Below are 16,391 nucleotides of genomic sequence, written 5' to 3' on the forward strand. Positions count from 1 at the left end.
GCCGCCAAGATCGAGTCTGTTTAGGTGAAGGGCGGCCCGCCCGGGGAGATCGGCTTGCAGTATCTGGATATCGTCGCCGCCGCCGCCGGCGGCCTACTGCTGGCCTGGGTCGCCGACCTGCTGACGGGCCGGCGCGGCCTGGGCGGCGCCACCCTGGTGTCGGGCGTCGGCCTGCTGTGCGGGTGGTTTCTGGCCGTGCGGGTCTTCGCCGTCAGCACGATGGACAGCTGGGTCTGGATCCCGTGGTCGCTGGTCGGCTCGGTCGTCTGCCTGGTCGCCTTCTTCCTGTTCCGGGGCAAGCGCTGATGCCCGCGCGTCTGCGTCGCCTCGTCGCCGCCTTCGGCGTGCTGGCCTTCTTGGCTTTCTGGGTCTGGGCCCTGATCGCCTTGCGCGGCCTGCTGCCCGCCTCGCAATGGATCGACTTCCTGTTCTTCGCCGTCGGCGGCACGGCCTGGGGCCTGCCGGTGATCCCGCTGCTGAAATGGGCCGAGCGCGGGCGCTGAACGGCGACTGCGCCGGCCTGCCTCTGAAGACGACGCTCCCGCCAGCGATGCTCGGACGGGGTGCATAAGCAGCTCGATGCACCGTCTGACGAACGGAAGCCCTAAGACGCGCTCTCGCAGCAGGTGCGACGGCGCTCGAATGAAGGGAGGGCGATGGCTGGGGAACTAGGACTCGAACCTAGAATGACGGTACCAAAAACCGTAGTGTTACCATTACACCATTCCCCAGCGGATCGGCGTATCCGCTGGGCCGTGGCCCGGCGGAGGCGGTCAGATACGCCAAGCCGTTTTCGGATGCAACACCCCTGTTTGGGACTATTTTCGCGGCCGGCGACGACGGGTCGAAAAGGGTGCTTGCGGCCTCCGAAACCCATGGCTATAAGCCGCGTCCTCACTTCGGGGCGTCGCCGCTAGGCCCGTCCCCACGGTCGGAGTGTGGCTCAGCCTGGTAGAGCACTGCGTTCGGGACGCAGGGGTCGGAGGTTCGAATCCTCTCACTCCGACCATTCTCTCTCTTCTTTCAGAATTTTGCGTCTCAGGCGTCGTTGGCGGCCTCGGCGACCCTGGTCAGGTGCGCGCCGACGCGCTCGATGTAGCGTTCGCCCAGCGCCTTGCGGTGCGCCAGCAGTTCGGGCGAACCGGCGTCATGATCCGCCATCAGGCGGCGCACGAAGTCGCCGCCCCGCACCTCGGCCAGCACGTCGTCCATGGCCGCCCGCGAGGCGGCGTTGATGATTCGTGGCCCGGTCAGATAGGCGCCGTACTCCGCCGTGTTGGAGATTCGCGCGAAGGCCCCGGCGATGCCGCGCTGGTACATCAAGTCGGTGACCAGCTTGGTTTCATAGAAACATTCGAACCAGGCGACCTCGGGCGGATAGCCGGCTTCGACCAGCTTCATGAAGGCCGCGTCGATCAGTTCGGCCACGCCGCCGCACAGGACGACCTGCTCGCCGAACAGGTCGCTCTCGCATTCGTCCTTCATCGTCGTCTCGAGGATGCCCTTGCGGCCGCAGCCCAGCGCCGCCGCATAGGACAGGCCCAGGGCGTGGGCGCCGCCCGTGGCGTCCTGCTGCACCCCGAACAGGCAGAAGACCCCCTCCCCGGCCTCGTACAGGTCGCGGATGCGCGGGCCGATTCCCTTGGGCGAGGCGAGGATGACGTCGAGATCCGCGCGCGGCTCGACCAGGCCGAAGCGGACCGACAGGCCGTGGGCGAAGACCAGGGCCGCGCCGGGGCGGATGTTCGGTTCCAGCTCGTCGCGCCACAGATCGCGGTGAGCCTCGTCCGAGACCATGACGGCCACCACGTCGGCCTGGGCCGCCGCCTCGCCCGCCGTCAGCACGGGAAAGCCGTCCGCCTGGGCCAGCGCACGGGTCTTCGAATCGACCTTCAGGCCCACGACGATGTCCGCCACGCCCGAATCACGCAGGTTCAGCGCATGGGTGCGCCCCTGACTGCCGTAGCCGATCACGGCCACGCGCTTGCCGCGCAGGATCGAAAGGTCGCAATCGCGGTCATGGAAGACGGGAAGCGGGTTGGGTAGGGTCTGGTCCATGACCCCAAACATAACGCCTTCCGCCGTCGTCGCCTTCTGGAAAGCGGCGGGACCCGAAAAGTGGTTCGCCAAGGACGATGCGTTCGACGCCGAGTTCCGTCGGCGCTTCCATGATGCGCATGTCGCCGCGGCGCGGCGTGAACTGGACGGGTGGATGGAGACGCCCGAGGGCGCGCTGGCGCTGATGATTCTGCTGGACCAGTTTCCCCGCAACAGCTTCCGCGGCACGGCGCATCAGTTCGCCACAGACCCCCTGGCGCTGATGTTCGCCCGACAAGCGGTGGCGCGGGGCCATCATCTGGCGTTCGAGCCGCAGCTGCGCAACTTCATCCTTCTGCCGTTCGAGCATTCCGAGCGACTCGAGGATCAGGACCGCTACATGGAATTGGCCGCCGGCGACGCCGAGCTGGAGAAATGGGGCCGCATCCATCGCGACATCATCGTCCGCTTCGGCCGCTTTCCGCATCGGAACGCCGCGCTCGGGCGCGAGACGACGGCCGAGGAACAGGCTTTTCTGGACGAAGGCGGTTTCGGCGGCTGACGCGCTCAAAGGTGTGGACAGCGAATCACGCCCCATGTCGGGACGCGCGAATCAGCGGCATCCTGTCTGCATGACCGTTCAGATGATCTCGGCAGACGTTCACGCCCGCACGGGCGCCGCGCCGGCGGATCATCCGGAATGGCAGTATCTGAACCTGCTGCGGGACATCCTGGACAACGGCGCGCGGCGGGACGACCGGACGGGCACCGGGACGATCGGCGTGTTCGGACGCCAGATGCGGTTCGACCTGTCGAAGGGCTTTCCGGTCCTGACGACCAAGAAGCTGCACCTGCGCTCTATCATTGTCGAACTGCTGTGGTTCCTGCGCGGCGAAACCAACATCGGCTGGCTGAAGGAAAACGGCGTCAGCATCTGGGACGAATGGGCCGACGCCGAGGGCGAGCTGGGGCCGGTGTACGGCAAGCAGTGGCGATCCTGGGCCGCGCCGGACGGCCGGGTGATCGACCAGATTCAGAAGCTGGTCCACGGCCTGAAGACCAATCCGAACGGGCGGCGCCACATCGTCTCGGCGTGGAACCCGGCGGACGTGGACGACATGGCCCTGCCGCCCTGTCACTGCCTGTTCCAGTTCTTTGTCGCCGATGGCAAGCTGAGCTGCCAGCTGTATCAGCGCAGCGCGGACGTCTTCCTGGGCGTGCCGTTCAACATCGCCTCCTACGCCTTGCTGACGATGATGATGGCGCAGGTCGTGGGACTGGAGCCGGGCGAGTTCATCCACACCTTCGGCGACGCGCACCTGTATCTGAATCACCTCGAACAGGCGGAGCTGCAGCTGACGCGCGAGCCCCTGCCCCTGCCCACCATGACGATCACGCCGCGTGACGACCTGTTCGCCTACCAGGTGTCGGATTTCGTCCTCAGCGACTATGCGCCGTGGCCGCACATCAAGGCGGCCGTGTCGGTCTGATGCAGTCAGCGACGAAATAAGAGAACGAAAGAACGATTATGCGCCCGCCACAGTCTCCACCTCCTAGACGTGAAGAGCGTAGCTCAGTCCCTGTGCCGCGTTCGCCAACGCCACCACCACCGCCTCCTCCGCCACCGCCACCGCCACCGAATCGGTAATGTCGGCCGGGATCGAGCCGCCAAACGTCGCGGACTGGGTCACCGCGATTGCCGCAGTGCTTGGGCTTGGGCTCGTTTTCGCGCAAATCCGCCATAACACGCGGTTGGCCGCCATAGAGACAGCTCGTGAATTCATCACCGAATCTAGGGAACGATGGGCCGAGTGTGTCAACTCGGCAGGATCCAATCCCTTTGATGTAGATAAATTTCGACGAGACCTCGCCCAGCTTATAGCTCACTTGGAGTTAAGCGTTGCGGCCATATCTGAAATGTCCTTTCCCGAAACATTTCACGACATGATTGAAAAGACGATCATCTCTTTTCTAAAGCAGATGATCAACGCGTCATATGATGGCTATATCCTCGAAATTTTCTCTGACGCCCAAATGTGTCCGTGCTTACGCTCATTTACTCTACAACGGATTAGTTTGTTTGAAGACCGAGATCGCATCATGAAGGCGATGGCAATCGAGACATGTAGGTATCGCTAAGATCGTGACCCTTTCTGAACTGACTGTTTCCGTCCTGCGCATCTCCGACATCTACGCCGCCGAGCACCGCATCGACCGGGACCGCGACTGGGCCCTGCTGAAGCTGCAGGAGGAGCTGGGCGAGCTGACGGCCGAGCACCTGCGCCTGACCAGTCGGGCGCGCGGCGAGCCCGACGCGGAAGTCCTGGGCGACGAGGCGGCGGACGTGCTGGGGATGCTGCTGATCTACTGCGCCCGCGCCGGGATCGACCTGGACGAGGCGATGCGGCGCAAATGGCTGCGCTGGCTCGAGCCCGGCGAAGCGGCATGAGCGCGCCCGTCATCGCACTGGTCGTCGCGCGGGGCCGAAACGGCGTCATCGGCCGTGACGGCGACCTGCCCTGGCGGCTGCGCAGCGACTTGCAACGCTTCAAGGCCATCACCGTGGGCAAGCCCTGTCTGATGGGCCGCAAGACCTGGGAGAGCCTGCCGTTGAAGCCCCTGCCCGGCCGGCTGAACCTGGTGCTGACGCGGGACCAGTCCTATGAGGCCGATGGGATGTCGAAGGGCGCCGTGGTCTGCGCCACGCTGGACGAAGCGATCGAGATCGCGCGCGAGACGGCCGAGGAGGACGGGGTCGACGAGATCTGCGTGATCGGCGGCACCGCCTTGTTCGAGGCGGCCCTGCCCCGCGCACGACGCCTGTACATCACCGAGGTGGACGCCGCGCCGGACGGCGACGCGGTGTTCCCGGCGTTCGACGAAGCGGCCTGGGTCCAGGTATCGTCAGAACGCCATCCGGTCGGAGAGAAGGACGATCACCCCTTCACCTTCCGCGTGCTGGAGCGTCGCTAGGAGATTGAACGATGTATGTCGCAACGACCAATGACCTGCCCGGCTTCCGCGTCACGCGCCAGATCGGCCTGGTGCGCGGCGTCACCGTGCGTTCGCGCAACGCGATTTCGGACGCCATCGGCGGCGTGCAGTCAATGCTGGGCGGCCGGGTCGGCGCCTATGTGAAGCTGGCGGAGGCCGGTCGGCAGGAAGCCTATGACGAAATGGTCAAGCATGCGCAGGCGCACGGGGCGAACGCCATCCTTGCGGTCCGCTACGACGCCACGGAGATCATGCCGGGCGTGACCGAAGTGCTGTGCTACGGCTCGGCTGTGATCGTGGAACCGGTCTAGAGGCCCAGGCCCGCCACCACCCGCGCGGCGACGGCGTCGAAGCGCCGGGCGATGTCGCCTTCCGGCAGGGCCGCGACCAGGGGCCGGCCCGCGTCCCCGGCGTGGCGCAATGCGGCGTCCAGCGGCAGATCGCCCAGGAACGGCGCGCCCAGCCGGGCGGCCTCCGCTTCGGCGCCGCCCTGACCGAACACGGGGCCGCTCATGTTCTCGATCAGGCCCAAGGTCGGGACGCCGACCTTCTGGAACAGCGTATGGGCGCGGCGGGCGTCGGCCAGCGCGACCTCCTGCGGGGTCGAGACGATGACAGCGCCGTCCAGCGGCGTCTTCTGAATCAGGGTCAGCTGCACGTCGCCCGTGCCGGGCGGCAGATCGACCACCAGGATGTCCAGCGGCGCAGCCTCGGTTCCCCAGCGGGTCTGGGTCAGCATCTGGGTGATGGCCTGGGACGCCATCGGACCGCGCCAGATCATGGCGTCGTCCATCTTCGTCAGCAGGCCGACCGACATGGCCTTCAGACCATGGGCGACGTGCGGGACGATGGCGCCGTCCTGATAGGCGGGCTGGCCGGAGATACCCAGCATGGTCGGCAGGGAGGGACCATAGACATCGGCGTCCAGCACGCCGACCGACAGCCCCCGCGCCGCGAGGGCGGCGGCCAGGTTCACCGCGACCGTGGACTTGCCTACCCCGCCCTTGCCGCTGGCGACGGCCAGAACGCGGCGGACGTGGGCCGGCCGATCCGTCGGGACCGGCGCCTTGGGCCGCCCCTGATCGACGGCCGCCTTCGACAGGCCCGCCGTGCGCGGCGCCGCGGCCGGCTTGGCCTCGGCCGTCAGAATCACCGAAACGCGCGCCATGCCGGGGATCGCCTTCAGCGCGGCCTCGGCGGCGTCGCGCACCGGCGCATAGGCAGCCGCATGGCTGCGATCCACCTCGAGAGCGAAGCCGGCGCGGTCTTCGCCGACCACAAGCCCCTGAACCAGGCCTGCGGCGACCAGGCCCTGCCCCGACACCGGGTCGACGACGGCGTCCAGTGCGGCGATGACGGCGGAACGTTCGACCAAGGCGGCCTCCTCAAAAGACGCTCAGGCGCTTGCGGGCGATGAGGCGCGCGTTCTATCGCCGTCGGATGCCGCCTGCGAGCCCGCATTTGTCCCAACCGCCATTAGTGACGCTGATCGCCGGCGCGACCGCGTCAGGCAAGTCGGCGCTGGCGCTGGAGATGGCGCGCGAATCCGGCGCGGTGATCATCAACGCCGACAGCCAGCAACTGTATGCGGACCTGAGGGTGCTGACGGCGCGGCCGTCGCCGAATGAGGAGGCCCAGGCGGACCATCGGCTCTACGGCGTCGCCGACGCGGCGGAGGCGTGGTCGGTCGGACGCTGGAGCCGGGCCGTTCTGCCGATGCTGGAGGAACTGTCAGCCGAGGGACGGCCGGCGATCCTGGTGGGAGGAACCGGGCTTTACTTCACGGCCTTGACCAAGGGTTTGGCCGACATTCCTGATGTTCCACAGGACGTTCGCGCCGCGGTGGAGGCCGATTATGGGGCCCTCGGGGAAGCGGAGTTTCGGGCCCGCCTGGGGCTGACCGATCCGAACGCGGCCAAGTCCATTGAACGCGGGGACCGTCAGAGGCTGGTGCGGGCGATGAGCGTGCAAGCCGCCACAGGTCGATCGCTGAGTGACTGGAAGGCCGACACGAGGCCGCTGCTGACGCCTGGCTCCTGGACCGGGCTGGTGGTCGAGCCGGAACGATCGGTCCTCTATGCGAGATGCGACGCGCGGGTCGATCTGATGATCCGCGACGGGGTGCTGGAGGAGGTTCGCGGCCTGCTGGCCCGGGGGTTGGATCCCGCCCTGCCCGCGATGAAGGCGGTCGGCGTGCGCGAACTGGCGGCCTGGCTGGCCGGCGAAATGCCGCCGCACCAAGCCATCGACGCCTTGAAGCAGGCCACGCGCAACTACGCCAAGCGGCAACTGACGTGGTTCCGCAACCAGACGCCGGATTGGTCCCGGCGCACTTGAACCTGCGGGTTCGTCAGCCGTTTCCCGCTCATGAACGAGCATGAAATCGAAGACCGGTGGCTGGCGCCGGACACCGATCCCGCCGCCTTGCAGGACGCCGCCGCCTGCCCCGAATGCCAGGGCGTCGGCGTGAAGCCGGATGGCGAGGCCTGTCCGGTCTGCGACGGCACGGGCAAGGCGACGGCGCGCACCGGCGGCGGCTGAGGCTCTTGGAAGTCGGCCGCGACGCGCCTATATTGGTCCTGTCCGGTTTCGGCCGGACTATGGCGATAAACGCGCTTGTAATAAGCGGACCGGACCCGGGTGCGATTCCCGGCGGCTCCACCAACTTCTTCCCCGCGTTATCGGCGGAGGCAGCATGGGGCCGACTAGCATCGACGGACGTGTAAAGAGGATTGCTTTCGCTCGTCCTGGCCCACCGTATCGGGCCTTTATCTAACTGCGAACGATAACTTCGCTGGAGAAGTCCGCCTCGCCGCGTAATGCGGTTCGGTTGATTTCGAATCTTAAGTCCTAGGGGTTCAGATCCCTGGGCGGGGCTCGTCGGGGGGCCTGGCAACAGAACCCCCGGCACTTTCCCGGACAGGATCGAGAGACAGGCGCAGAATCACGGCGCTTTACCCTCATGCCATCTTTCGTCCGGGCACGGTCGCCGCTATCAGTCGCGCTCTGAAGCGAGGTGACGATGACCGACCAGACCCCTCCGGTCGACGAGATGAACTACGAGCAGCTGGCCCACGAGGCGCTGCGCGGGGTCGTGCGCGCCGCGCTCGAACGGGTTCTGACCGACGGCCTGCCCGGCGCGCACCACTTCTACATCACCTTCAAGACCCGGGCCCCCGGCGTGTCCGTCTCGCCCGATATCCTGGCGAAGTATCCCGACGAGATGACGGTCGTGCTTCAGCATCAGTACGACGACCTGCGCGTCGACGCCGACCGGTTCTCGGTGAAGCTGCGCTTCGGGGGCGTGCCGAAGGTTCTGGCCATGCCCTATTCGGCCATCACGCGATTCTACGATCCCAGCGTCCAGTTCCTGCTCCAGTTCGAGGCGCCCGAGATCGTGGAGCCTGTCGAGGAGCCCACGCCGCCCACGCCGGCCTCGCCCTCCGACGACGGCCCCAAGGTCGTGTCGCTGGACCAGTTCAGGAAGAAATAGGGCTCAGCCCGGCGACCGGGGATAGCTGCGGATCGTGATCCGCTCGCGCTCGCCCTCATGACGCTCCACCACCAGACGGGCGACCTGGGCGTCGTCGTGGAACAGATAGCCCTTGATGGCGTCCAGCAGGGCCTTGGCCAGGTTGTCCAGGTCCATCCAGGGCGGATCGCCGACGTGCTCCATGCGGATCTCGACGACATGGTCGCTCCAGGCCGGCCGTGCGCCGCGCCACTCCTTGCGCATGAACTCATAGACCAGCGGCTTATAGTATTTCGCCTGGGTCGTGAGCCCGTCGATGACGATCTCGACCGCCTCGCCGTCCTCGCGCGCGCGGACCTTGCCCGTGCCGATCCAGCCCGCCGTCATGCGTTCGCCTTGCCCTGCATGGCGTCCGTGCTACACGCCTGCGCATCGCAAAGCCACGCCGGAAGACGAGTCCACGATGAGCAACGTCCGCACCGAAACCGACACCTTCGGCCCGATCGAGGTCGCCGCCGATCGCTATTGGGGCGCCCAGGCGCAGCGGTCGCTGGGCAACTTCAAGATCGGCTGGGAGAAGCAGCCCCTGCCGATCGTGCGGGCGCTGGGCATCGTCAAGCGCGCGGCGGCCGAGACGAACCGCGACCTGGGCAAGCTGGACGCGAAACTGACCGACGCCATCGTCCAGGCGGCCAATGAGGTGATCGAAGGCAAGCTGGACGACCACTTCCCGCTGGTGGTGTGGCAGACCGGCTCGGGCACCCAGTCGAACATGAACGCCAACGAGGTGATCTCGAACCGCGCAATCGAGATCCTGGGTGGCGAGATGGGCTCCAAGAAGCCCGTCCACCCCAACGACCACGTCAACATGAGCCAGTCGTCCAACGACACCTATCCGACGGCCATGCATGTGGCCTGCGCGGAAGAGGTGGTGCATCGCCTGATCCCGGCTCTGCAGCAGCTGGGCAATGCGCTGAACGACAAGGCCGAGGCCTGGAAGGGCATCATCAAGATCGGCCGGACCCACACCCAGGACGCCACGCCCCTGACGCTGGGCCAGGAGTTCGGCGGTTACGCGGCGCAAGTGCGCAATGGAATCGAGCGCATCGAGCAGACCCTGCCCAAGCTGATGGAGCTGGCCCAGGGCGGCACCGCGGTCGGCACCGGCCTGAACGCGCCGATCGGCTTTGCGGAAGGGGTGGCGGATCGCATCGCCCAGATCACCGGCCTGCCGTTCAAGACCGCGCCGAACAAGTTCGAGGCCCTGGCGGCGCACGACGCCATGGTCTTCAGCCACGGCGCGATCAACACGGTCGCCGCGTCGCTGTTCAAGATCGCCAACGACATCCGCTTCCTGGGCTCGGGTCCGCGGTCGGGCCTGGGCGAACTGGCCCTGCCGGAAAACGAGCCGGGCTCCTCGATCATGCCCGGCAAGGTCAACCCGACCCAGTGCGAGGCCCTGACGCAGGTGTGCGCCCAGGTGTTCGGCAACCACGCCACCCTGACCTTCGCCGGTTCGCAGGGCCACTTCGAGCTGAACGTGTTCAACCCTGTGATGGCCTACAACTTCCTGCAGTCGGTGCGCCTGGTCGCCGATGCGGCGATCAGCTTCACCGAGAACTGCGTCGTCGGCATCGAGCCGCGCGAGGACAACATCAAGCGCGGGCTGGAGAACAGCCTGATGCTGGTCACCGCGCTGAACGCCAAGTTGGGCTACGACACCTGCGCCAAGATCGCCAAGACGGCGCACAAGAACGGCACCACCCTGCGCGAAGAAGCGGTGGGCGGCGGCTATCTGACGAACGAGGAGTTCGACGAATACGTGCGCCCCGAAAAGATGATCGCGCCGCAATAAGGCGCCGGATCCCGGACATGAGAAAGGCCCCGCTGGTTCGGCGGGGCCTTTTTCGTTTCATTCGGCTGGCGTCAGTGCTTTTCGGTCCAGCGCGCCTTGGCCTCGTCCTTGGTCAGGTTCAGGTGGACGTGCTTTTCGTCCACGCGTTCGACCCAGCTAACGGGGATCATGTGGTGCTTGAAGCCGCCGGCCAGGTCCATCTTGGCCAGCTCGATCTGATCGCCCTTCACGTGATCGACGCGACCGACGTGCTCGCCGTCCGAGCCGACCACTTCGAGATGTTCCTTGATGAGCGAGGAGTCTAGCATGGTGTTTTCCTTACGTTGCCTGCCCAAACAATGCTCCGGGCGGCGACGGGTTTCGAACGGCGGAGCTTGCGGATGGCCGAGATCGTCAATCTGAACCGGGCGCGAAAGGACCGCGCCAAGGCCGAGGACAAGGCGCGCGCGGCGGTCAACCGCGTCGCTCACGGCCGCACCCGCGCCGAGAAGGAAATCGCCCGGCTGGAGCGCCAGCGCGCCGATCGCCACGTCGACGACCACAGGCGGGAGGACTGACGCTCAGGCCTTGGGTGCGCGGATCAGCAGCGCCTGACCAGCCAGCACCAGCGCCAGGCCGACGAAGGCGGTCCATCCGAACCGCGCATCCTCGAACAGGACGGACACGACCATGGCGATCGGCGGCGTCAGGGCCGAGATGTAGCTGGCCTGGGCGTAACCGCGATGGCGCGCGATGGTGAAGTAAAGGGCGAAGGCCACGACGGACCCCAGGATCGACAGGTACAGCAGCGACAGCACATAGGCCGCGCTGGGCTCGATCCGCCATTCGACCCCTGTCGCGACGCCGTACAAGGCCAGCATGGCCGTGCCGTAGGCCATGGCCCAGGCGGTGGCGGGGATGACGGGCGCGCCGGCCTGTTGGCCACGCCAGGCGAACCAGTTCCCCAGAGCGGACGCCATCACCGCTATAAGCGCGAAGGCCACGCCCAGGCCGGGCGCGGCGCCCGCGCCAGCGCCCGACAACTGCCCCAGAGACAGCACCGCGACGCCGACCACGCCCAGCACCGCGCCCAGCCAGGCCCCCGGCGCCGCCTTCTGCCCGGCCAGCACGCGGAACAGCACCAGGTTGACGAAGGCCAAGGCCGCGAAGATCACCGCGACGACGGCCGAGGCCACGTTCGCCTCCGCCGCATAGACGAAGCCGTAGCTCGTCGCGAAGACAAAGGCGCCCTGCCCGATCGCCGCCACATGCTGCGCCCGCGTCAGTCGCAGCGACTGGCGCATCACGGCGCAGCCGACGAACAGCACCACGGCCGCCAGACCGAAGCGCCAGACGATGGAGGCGATGGGATCGACCGGCCCCAGTTGCAGGGTGATGGCGAACCAGGTCGTTCCCCAGATCAGGGCGCAGATGGCGATGGCGACGATCGCGAAGGGGCGACTCATGGCGAAACTCCTGTGGGGAGCGTCCGCTTATCATCGACCGCGTTAAGGCGCCGCTCACGTCTTGCGCCGGACTGTGACACACTGAAGCCGACCCAACGGAGACCGCCATGCGCCACGCGTCGATGATCCTGCCCGCCGCCCTCGTTCTGGCCGCCTGCGCCGCGACGCCGGGCCCGGAGATGTCTACCGGCATGACCGTGGTGAACGTCACCGCCGCCTATCGCGAGCGAATCCTGCTGCCGCCCGGCCACGTCCTGACGGTGCGGATCGAAGATGTCAGCCTGGCGGACGCGCCGGCGAAGGTGCTGGCCGAGAGCAGCCAGCCGTTGAGCGGCGGCCCGCCCTACGTCGTGACCCTGGGCGTGCCGACTGGCCAGATCGATCCGCGCCACACCTACGCCGCCCGCGCCGAAATCCGTGACGCGGCCGGTCGACTGGTCTTCGTCACCGACACCCGGCACGCGGTCCTGACGCAGGGCGCTACCGCCTCGGCGGACATCGTCCTGAAGTCCGCGCGCTGAGCGACCGATGTCGGGTCTGACCAAGCGGTCGGTCGTGCTGGCCGGCCATGCCACCTCCGTGGCGCTGGAGCCAGAGTTCTGGGCGGTCCTGGACCGGATCGCCGAGGCGCGCGGGCTCAGCAAGGCGGGGCTGCTGGCCGAGATCGACGCCGGCCGGGGACGACGGCCGCTGGCGTCGGCCTGCCGGCTTCTGGCGCTGGACTGGGTGAAGGACCAGAGCGGCTAGGCGGCGTCCTCGGGCAAGGCGCGGCTCATGCCCCACAGCGCCAGGGCCGTGATCAGCGCCGCAGCGGACAGATAGCCGCCGACCGCCGCCGGGCCCCACTCCCTGGCCAGCTTCAGCGCGATATACGGCGCCAGCGACGCGCCGAGGATGCCCGCGAGGTTGAACGCCATGGAGGCCCCGGTGTAGCGCACAGCCGTGGGGAACGGCCGCGCCATTGCCGCACCCAGCGGCCCATAGGTGCACCCCATCAGCGCGAAGCCCAGGGCGAAGAAGACCAGCAGTCCGCTCAGCCCGCCCTGCAGCAGCGGCGCGAACAAGGCGCCGAACAGGCCGATGCCCACGGTCGAGGCGATCAGAACCCGAACCTGGCCGAACCGGTCCGCCGCCAAGGCGGTGACCGGGATCAGCGCGGCGAAGAACAAGACGCCGATCAGCTGGATCGGCAGCACGTCGGCGCGCGCCAGCCCCATGCCGGTGGTCGCCCAGCCCAGGGCGAAGACGGTCATCAGGTAGAACAGCACGAAGGTGGTCGTCGCCCCCAGCGTCCCGAGGATCAGCGCCGCCTTGTGTCGCGCCAGCAGGGTCACGACCGGCGCCCGCACCCGCTCGTCCCGTTCCACCGCGGTCTTGAACTCGGGCGTCTCGGTGATCTTCAGCCGCACCCAGAGGCCGACGAACACCAGCACGGCGCTGGCCACGAACGGAATGCGCCAGCCCCAGCTCAGGAAGGCGTCTTCGGCCAGGTTGGCCGTAAGCAGAATGAACGACGCGGTCGATAGGATGAAGCCGATCGGCGCCCCCAACTGCGGGAACATGCCGAACCACGCCTTGCGACCCGGCGGGGCGTTCTCGGTCGCCAGAAGCACCGCCCCGCCCCACTCGCCGCCCAGGCCAAGGCCCTGTCCGAACCGGCACAGCGCCAGCAGCAGCGGCGCGATCACGCCGGCCTGGGCGTAGGTCGGAAGGAAGCCGATCGCCACCGTCGAGACGCCCATGGTCATCAGCGCCGCCACAAGCGTCGCCTTGCGTCCGACGCGGTCGCCGAAATGGCCGAACGCCACCGCCCCGACGGGCCGGGCGAAGAAGGCGATGGCGAAGGTGGCGAACGACGACAGCGTCGAGGTTAGCGGATCCTCTCCGGGGAAGAACAGCGCCGGAAACACCAACACCGCAGCCGTGGCGTAGATGTAGAAGTCGAAGAACTCGATCGTAGTCCCGATCAGGCTGGCGAACAGCACGCGACCGGTCGAATTCTGCGGCAGGACGGCGTCGGCCATGATTTCCCCCTTGTCCGCCCTGCCTGCCTTCCAAGGCGCCGCCGCGTCAAGCGGGATCAGGTTCCGCGCGGCTTCGCCCGACTGGTGGCCTGGGCCTCGGCAGGGTTCTCGGGCCAGGGGTGCCGGGGATAGCGCCCGCGCATCTCGGACCGCACGGCCGCCCACGATCCCGCCCAGAAGCCCGGCAGGTCCTTGGTCACCTGCACCGGCCGCCGCGCGGGCGACAGCAGCGCCAACGTCAGCGCGACGCGGCCGCCGCCGACCGTCGGGTGGGTTGTAACGCCGAACAGCTCCTGCACCCGGATATCGACGCGCGGCCCGCCCTCTGCGGCGTAGTCGATCGCCGCCGACCCCAGGGGCGTGGTCAGCCGCGGCGGGGCCAGCTCATCCAGCTTTCGTTGCAGGTCCCAGGGGATGAGCCCGCGCAGGGCGTCCGCCAGCCGTGCGTCGCCCAGCGCTTCCAGGGACCGCGCCCCCTCCAGAAGCGGCCACAGCCAGTCCGCCCGTGCCTCCAGCAGGCCCGCGTCGGACACGTCGGGCCAGGCGGTGTCCAGGCCGTGCAGGAACGCCAGCCGCGCGCGCAGCGCCGACGCCTGCTCGCCCCACTTCAGCGCGGCGAGCCCGTCAGCCTCCACCTCGGCGCGAAGGGCGGCCGACATCTGGCCGGCGTCGGGGGCGCCGACGATCCGTTCATCCAGGATGATGGCCCCAATCCGCCGCGCCCGTCGAATCACCGGCCGCCCCGACGGCTCGCGGGTCAGTCGCTCCTGCGTCTCGATCAGCCGCACGAGCTGCGTCTCCACCAGCGTGGCGTCCAGCGCGGCCGCCAGCCGCACACGGTCCCGCGTCTCCCCGCCGCCCAGCTCCGCCACCGCCAGCCAAGGCTCGCGCGCCAGGGGGTCCGTCGCCTCCACGGCCGCGCCACGACCGCTGGCCAGCAGCAGTTCGCCGGGCTTTCCGCGGGCTTTGGCGATCCGTTCCGGAAAGGCCTCGGCCAGCAACAGGCCGGGCTCGGCCGCGTTGCCGGTTCCGCCGCCCGCCGCCCGCGCCCATCGCTCGGCCAGTTTCATCGCGTCACGCCCTCTGGGCGAACGGTCGCGCGACAGGCCGACCAGCCGGTCCGATAGGTCGACGCTCGACCCGCCAAGACCGGGCTCGCTCAGCACCGCCGCGATCCGCGCGCCCGTCAGGGCGTCGCCGGCGTCCGACGCCGCCGCGACCATGTGCGCCAGCCGGGGCGACAGCGGAATCCGCGTCAGCCGCCGCCCGTGCGCCGTCAGGCCGCCTGCGTCGTCCAACGCCCCCAGCCGCGCCAGCACCTTGCGCGCCTCGGCCATCGCCCCAGCCGGCGGCGGATCGAGCAGCGCCATCCCGTCCGTGGTGCGCGCGCCCCAGCGCGCCAGGTCCAGCGCCAGGCCGGTCAGGTCCGCTTCCTGGATTTCCGGCTTCTGGTGCGGGACCAGTCCGCGTGTCTGTTCCTCGTCCCACAGGCGGTAGCAGACGCCCGGCTCGGTCCGACCGGCCCGCCCGCGCCGCTGCTCGGCCGATGATCGGCTGACCCGGACCGTCGCCAGACGCGTCAGGCCGCTGGGCGGATCGAACCGCGGCACGCGCGACAGGCCGCCGTCGATCACGACCCGCACGCCCTCGATCGTCAGGCTGGTCTCGGCGACCGACGTCGCCAGCACCAGCTTACGCCGGCCGGGACCGGCGGGTTCGATGGCCCGGTCCTGTTCGTCCCGGTCCAATCCGCCATAGAGGGGCACCACGTCCACGTTCGGCAGCCGCAGCCGCTCGCCGACCAGTCGGGCGACGCGGTGGATTTCGCCCTGCCCCGGCAGGAAGGCCAGGACCGAGCCCGTCTCCTCGCCCAGCGCCGTCAGACAGGCGCGCGCCATCGCCTCCTCGAACCGTTCGGCGGGATTGCGGCCCAGATATCGCGTCTCCACCGGATAAGCCCGCCCCTCGGCCTCGATCACGGGCGCGCCGTCTCCGGAAGGCGCAGCAAGAAGTCGGGAGACGCCGACGACGTCCAGCGTGGCCGACATCACCAGGATGCGCAGGTCTTCGCGCAACGCGCCCTGCGTCTCTCGCGCCAGCGCCAGGCCCAGATCGGCGTCCAGGCTGCGTTCATGGAATTCGTCGAACAGCACCGCCCCGACCCCGTCCAGGCCCGGATCGTCCAGGATCATCCGGGTGAAGACGCCTTCGGTGATCACCTCGATGCGCGTTGCCGGCCCGATCCGGCTCTGCAGACGCGTGCGATACCCGACGCGTCCGCCCGCCGCTTCGCCCAGGGTGGCCGCCATTCGGTCCGCCGCCGCCCGGGCCGCCAGTCGGCGGGGTTCGAGAACCAGCACCTTGCCGTCGCCCAGCCAGGGCTGATCCAGAAGCGCCAGGGGCACGACGGTCGTCTTGCCCGCGCCCGGCGGCGCGGCCAGGACGGCCGTATTCGCCCGCGACAGGGCGGCCTTCAGCGGCTCCAGAACGGCGTGGATCGGCAGCATGCGTCGGCTCTAGCGTGATGCGGCCCGATCACGAAAGCGTCGTGCGACATTAACCGC

22 protein-coding genes, 2 tRNA genes and 1 other RNA gene are annotated in these 16,391 nt (G+C 68.4%); 17 read left to right on the plus strand and 8 right to left on the minus strand.

What is annotated here, in order from left to right; genetic code table 11:
• Positions 1-54 precede the first annotated feature (54 nt).
• Positions 55-306: a transglycosylase gene (locus ACE3PU_RS05650; RefSeq protein ID WP_374387547.1), complete on the plus strand. Its 252-nt coding sequence runs from the start codon at positions 55-57 to the stop codon at positions 304-306.
• Entirely contained in the window at positions 306-503 is a 198-nt protein-coding gene (locus tag ACE3PU_RS05655) for a DUF2842 domain-containing protein (RefSeq protein WP_374387549.1), read from the plus strand. Before ACE3PU_RS05650 ends, ACE3PU_RS05655 begins: the two co-directional genes overlap by 1 nt.
• A 154-nt stretch (positions 504-657) precedes the next feature.
• On the opposite strand, the gene ACE3PU_RS05660 is transcribed toward ACE3PU_RS05655, so the two are convergent.
• Positions 658-731 (minus strand) — tRNA-Gln (locus tag ACE3PU_RS05660).
• 201 nt (positions 732-932) lie between these two features.
• Here ACE3PU_RS05660 and ACE3PU_RS05665 point away from each other — a divergent pair.
• Positions 933-1,009 (plus strand) — tRNA-Pro (locus tag ACE3PU_RS05665).
• A gap of 29 nt (positions 1,010-1,038) precedes the next feature.
• Here ACE3PU_RS05665 and ilvC read toward each other — a convergent pair.
• A complete protein-coding gene (ilvC, locus tag ACE3PU_RS05670) occupies positions 1,039-2,058 on the minus strand; it encodes a ketol-acid reductoisomerase (RefSeq protein WP_374387551.1) in 1,020 nt (339 codons plus the stop codon).
• On the opposite strand from ilvC, the gene ACE3PU_RS05675 reads away from it, so the two are divergent.
• The 6 genes from ACE3PU_RS05675 to ACE3PU_RS05700 all read left to right on the plus strand — a co-directional run bounded on the left by ACE3PU_RS05675 (position 2,057) and on the right by ACE3PU_RS05700 (position 5,342).
• Positions 2,057-2,599: a DUF924 family protein gene (locus ACE3PU_RS05675; protein ID WP_374387553.1), complete on the plus strand. Its 543-nt coding sequence runs from the start codon at positions 2,057-2,059 to the stop codon at positions 2,597-2,599. The genes ilvC and ACE3PU_RS05675 overlap by 2 nt on opposite strands.
• Before the next feature lie 82 nt (positions 2,600-2,681).
• Entirely contained in the window at positions 2,682-3,527 is an 846-nt protein-coding gene (locus ACE3PU_RS05680; RefSeq protein WP_374387880.1) for a thymidylate synthase, read from the plus strand.
• A 157-nt stretch (positions 3,528-3,684) separates the two neighbouring features.
• A complete protein-coding gene (locus ACE3PU_RS05685; RefSeq protein WP_374387555.1) occupies positions 3,685-4,176 on the plus strand; it encodes a hypothetical protein in 492 nt (163 codons plus the stop codon).
• Between the two features lie 4 nt (positions 4,177-4,180).
• Positions 4,181-4,486: a phosphoribosyl-ATP pyrophosphohydrolase gene (locus ACE3PU_RS05690; RefSeq protein ID WP_374387557.1), complete on the plus strand. Its 306-nt coding sequence runs from the start codon at positions 4,181-4,183 to the stop codon at positions 4,484-4,486.
• Entirely contained in the window at positions 4,483-5,010 is a 528-nt protein-coding gene (locus ACE3PU_RS05695; RefSeq protein WP_374387559.1) for a dihydrofolate reductase, read from the plus strand. Before ACE3PU_RS05690 ends, ACE3PU_RS05695 begins: the two co-directional genes overlap by 4 nt.
• A gap of 11 nt (positions 5,011-5,021) precedes the next feature.
• Entirely contained in the window at positions 5,022-5,342 is a 321-nt protein-coding gene (locus ACE3PU_RS05700) for a YbjQ family protein (RefSeq protein WP_374387561.1), read from the plus strand.
• Here ACE3PU_RS05700 and ACE3PU_RS05705 read toward each other — a convergent pair.
• Entirely contained in the window at positions 5,339-6,406 is a 1,068-nt protein-coding gene (locus ACE3PU_RS05705; RefSeq protein ID WP_374387563.1) for an Mrp/NBP35 family ATP-binding protein, read from the minus strand. The genes ACE3PU_RS05700 and ACE3PU_RS05705 overlap by 4 nt on opposite strands.
• A 65-nt stretch (positions 6,407-6,471) precedes the next feature.
• Here ACE3PU_RS05705 and miaA point away from each other — a divergent pair, with 65 nt between their 5' ends.
• From miaA to ACE3PU_RS05725, 4 genes are all read left to right on the plus strand, one after another.
• Positions 6,472-7,368, plus strand: a complete 897-nt coding sequence (gene miaA, locus ACE3PU_RS05710) for a tRNA (adenosine(37)-N6)-dimethylallyltransferase MiaA (RefSeq protein WP_374387565.1) — start codon at positions 6,472-6,474, stop codon at positions 7,366-7,368.
• A gap of 30 nt (positions 7,369-7,398) precedes the next feature.
• On the plus strand, positions 7,399-7,572 hold the full coding sequence (locus ACE3PU_RS05715; RefSeq protein ID WP_374387567.1) for a hypothetical protein: 174 nt from the start codon (positions 7,399-7,401) through the stop codon (positions 7,570-7,572).
• Between the two features lies 1 nt (position 7,573).
• Positions 7,574-7,943: a transfer-messenger RNA gene (gene ssrA, locus ACE3PU_RS05720) on the plus strand.
• 110 nt (positions 7,944-8,053) lie between these two features.
• The gene (locus tag ACE3PU_RS05725; protein ID WP_374387569.1) at positions 8,054-8,524 is read left to right on the plus strand and encodes an SspB family protein; all 471 of its coding nucleotides are present in this window, start codon (positions 8,054-8,056) and stop codon (positions 8,522-8,524) included.
• Between the two features lie 3 nt (positions 8,525-8,527).
• Here the strand turns inward: ACE3PU_RS05725 and ACE3PU_RS05730 are convergent, their stop codons facing one another.
• Entirely contained in the window at positions 8,528-8,890 is a 363-nt protein-coding gene (locus tag ACE3PU_RS05730) for a RusA family crossover junction endodeoxyribonuclease (protein WP_374387571.1), read from the minus strand.
• A gap of 76 nt (positions 8,891-8,966) precedes the next feature.
• On the opposite strand from ACE3PU_RS05730, the gene fumC reads away from it, so the two are divergent.
• Complete coding sequence (gene fumC, locus ACE3PU_RS05735) at positions 8,967-10,358, plus strand: class II fumarate hydratase (RefSeq protein WP_374387573.1); 1,392 nt, start codon at positions 8,967-8,969, stop codon at positions 10,356-10,358.
• A gap of 71 nt (positions 10,359-10,429) precedes the next feature.
• Here the strand turns inward: fumC and ACE3PU_RS05740 are convergent, their stop codons facing one another.
• Complete coding sequence (locus ACE3PU_RS05740; protein WP_374387575.1) at positions 10,430-10,666, minus strand: DUF2171 domain-containing protein; 237 nt, start codon at positions 10,664-10,666, stop codon at positions 10,430-10,432.
• Between the two features lie 72 nt (positions 10,667-10,738).
• Between ACE3PU_RS05740 and ACE3PU_RS05745 the strand changes: the two genes are divergently transcribed.
• On the plus strand, positions 10,739-10,915 hold the full coding sequence (locus tag ACE3PU_RS05745) for a DUF4169 family protein (protein WP_374387577.1): 177 nt from the start codon (positions 10,739-10,741) through the stop codon (positions 10,913-10,915).
• Between the two features lie 3 nt (positions 10,916-10,918).
• Here the strand turns inward: ACE3PU_RS05745 and ACE3PU_RS05750 are convergent, their stop codons facing one another.
• Positions 10,919-11,803, minus strand: a complete 885-nt coding sequence (locus tag ACE3PU_RS05750) for a DMT family transporter (RefSeq protein ID WP_374387579.1) — start codon at positions 11,801-11,803, stop codon at positions 10,919-10,921.
• Positions 11,804-11,910: 107 nt separating this feature from the next.
• Between ACE3PU_RS05750 and ACE3PU_RS05755 the strand changes: the two genes are divergently transcribed.
• Positions 11,911-12,324 carry a YbaY family lipoprotein gene (locus ACE3PU_RS05755; RefSeq protein ID WP_374387581.1) on the plus strand — a complete coding sequence of 138 codons (414 nt, stop codon included), beginning with the start codon at positions 11,911-11,913 and terminating at the stop codon, positions 12,322-12,324.
• A 7-nt stretch (positions 12,325-12,331) separates the two neighbouring features.
• Positions 12,332-12,550: a ribbon-helix-helix domain-containing protein gene (locus ACE3PU_RS05760; protein WP_374387583.1), complete on the plus strand. Its 219-nt coding sequence runs from the start codon at positions 12,332-12,334 to the stop codon at positions 12,548-12,550.
• Here the strand turns inward: ACE3PU_RS05760 and ACE3PU_RS05765 are convergent.
• Both ACE3PU_RS05765 and hrpB read right to left on the minus strand, forming a co-directional pair.
• Entirely contained in the window at positions 12,547-13,827 is a 1,281-nt protein-coding gene (locus ACE3PU_RS05765; RefSeq protein WP_374387585.1) for an MFS transporter, read from the minus strand. The two genes, ACE3PU_RS05760 and ACE3PU_RS05765, sit on opposite strands and share 4 nt — an antisense overlap.
• A gap of 56 nt (positions 13,828-13,883) precedes the next feature.
• Positions 13,884-16,334 carry an ATP-dependent helicase HrpB gene (hrpB, locus tag ACE3PU_RS05770; RefSeq protein ID WP_374387587.1) on the minus strand — a complete coding sequence of 817 codons (2,451 nt, stop codon included), beginning with the start codon at positions 16,332-16,334 and terminating at the stop codon, positions 13,884-13,886.
• Between the last annotated feature and the right edge of the window lie 57 nt (positions 16,335-16,391).

The sequence above is a fragment of the Brevundimonas sp. genome, assembly GCF_041911375.1.
GTDB lineage: Bacteria > Pseudomonadota > Alphaproteobacteria > Caulobacterales > Caulobacteraceae > Brevundimonas.

What these genes read in the sequence shown, in the direction of transcription:
- ACE3PU_RS05655 (WP_374387549.1), top strand. Translation starts at nt 306, where the DNA reads ATGCCCGCGCGTCTGCGTCGCCTCGTCGCCGCCTTCGGCGTGCTGGCC.
- ACE3PU_RS05675 (WP_374387553.1), top strand. Translation starts at nt 2,057, where the DNA reads ATGACCCCAAACATAACGCCTTCCGCCGTCGTCGCCTTCTGGAAAGCG.
- ilvC (WP_374387551.1), bottom strand. Translation starts at nt 2,058, where the DNA reads ATGGACCAGACCCTACCCAACCCGCTTCCCGTCTTCCATGACCGCGAT.
- ACE3PU_RS05680 (WP_374387880.1), top strand. Translation starts at nt 2,682, where the DNA reads ATGATCTCGGCAGACGTTCACGCCCGCACGGGCGCCGCGCCGGCGGAT.
- ACE3PU_RS05685 (WP_374387555.1), top strand. Translation starts at nt 3,685, where the DNA reads ATGTCGGCCGGGATCGAGCCGCCAAACGTCGCGGACTGGGTCACCGCG.
- ACE3PU_RS05695 (WP_374387559.1), top strand. Translation starts at nt 4,483, where the DNA reads ATGAGCGCGCCCGTCATCGCACTGGTCGTCGCGCGGGGCCGAAACGGC.
- ACE3PU_RS05700 (WP_374387561.1), top strand. Translation starts at nt 5,022, where the DNA reads ATGTATGTCGCAACGACCAATGACCTGCCCGGCTTCCGCGTCACGCGC.
- miaA (WP_374387565.1), top strand. Translation starts at nt 6,472, where the DNA reads ATGCCGCCTGCGAGCCCGCATTTGTCCCAACCGCCATTAGTGACGCTG.
- ACE3PU_RS05715 (WP_374387567.1), top strand. Translation starts at nt 7,399, where the DNA reads ATGAACGAGCATGAAATCGAAGACCGGTGGCTGGCGCCGGACACCGAT.
- ACE3PU_RS05725 (WP_374387569.1), top strand. Translation starts at nt 8,054, where the DNA reads ATGACCGACCAGACCCCTCCGGTCGACGAGATGAACTACGAGCAGCTG.
- ACE3PU_RS05730 (WP_374387571.1), bottom strand. Translation starts at nt 8,890, where the DNA reads ATGACGGCGGGCTGGATCGGCACGGGCAAGGTCCGCGCGCGCGAGGAC.
- fumC (WP_374387573.1), top strand. Translation starts at nt 8,967, where the DNA reads ATGAGCAACGTCCGCACCGAAACCGACACCTTCGGCCCGATCGAGGTC.
- ACE3PU_RS05740 (WP_374387575.1), bottom strand. Translation starts at nt 10,666, where the DNA reads ATGCTAGACTCCTCGCTCATCAAGGAACATCTCGAAGTGGTCGGCTCG.
- ACE3PU_RS05745 (WP_374387577.1), top strand. Translation starts at nt 10,739, where the DNA reads ATGGCCGAGATCGTCAATCTGAACCGGGCGCGAAAGGACCGCGCCAAG.
- ACE3PU_RS05750 (WP_374387579.1), bottom strand. Translation starts at nt 11,803, where the DNA reads ATGAGTCGCCCCTTCGCGATCGTCGCCATCGCCATCTGCGCCCTGATC.
- ACE3PU_RS05755 (WP_374387581.1), top strand. Translation starts at nt 11,911, where the DNA reads ATGCGCCACGCGTCGATGATCCTGCCCGCCGCCCTCGTTCTGGCCGCC.
- ACE3PU_RS05760 (WP_374387583.1), top strand. Translation starts at nt 12,332, where the DNA reads ATGTCGGGTCTGACCAAGCGGTCGGTCGTGCTGGCCGGCCATGCCACC.
- ACE3PU_RS05765 (WP_374387585.1), bottom strand. Translation starts at nt 13,827, where the DNA reads ATGGCCGACGCCGTCCTGCCGCAGAATTCGACCGGTCGCGTGCTGTTC.
- hrpB (WP_374387587.1), bottom strand. Translation starts at nt 16,334, where the DNA reads ATGCTGCCGATCCACGCCGTTCTGGAGCCGCTGAAGGCCGCCCTGTCG.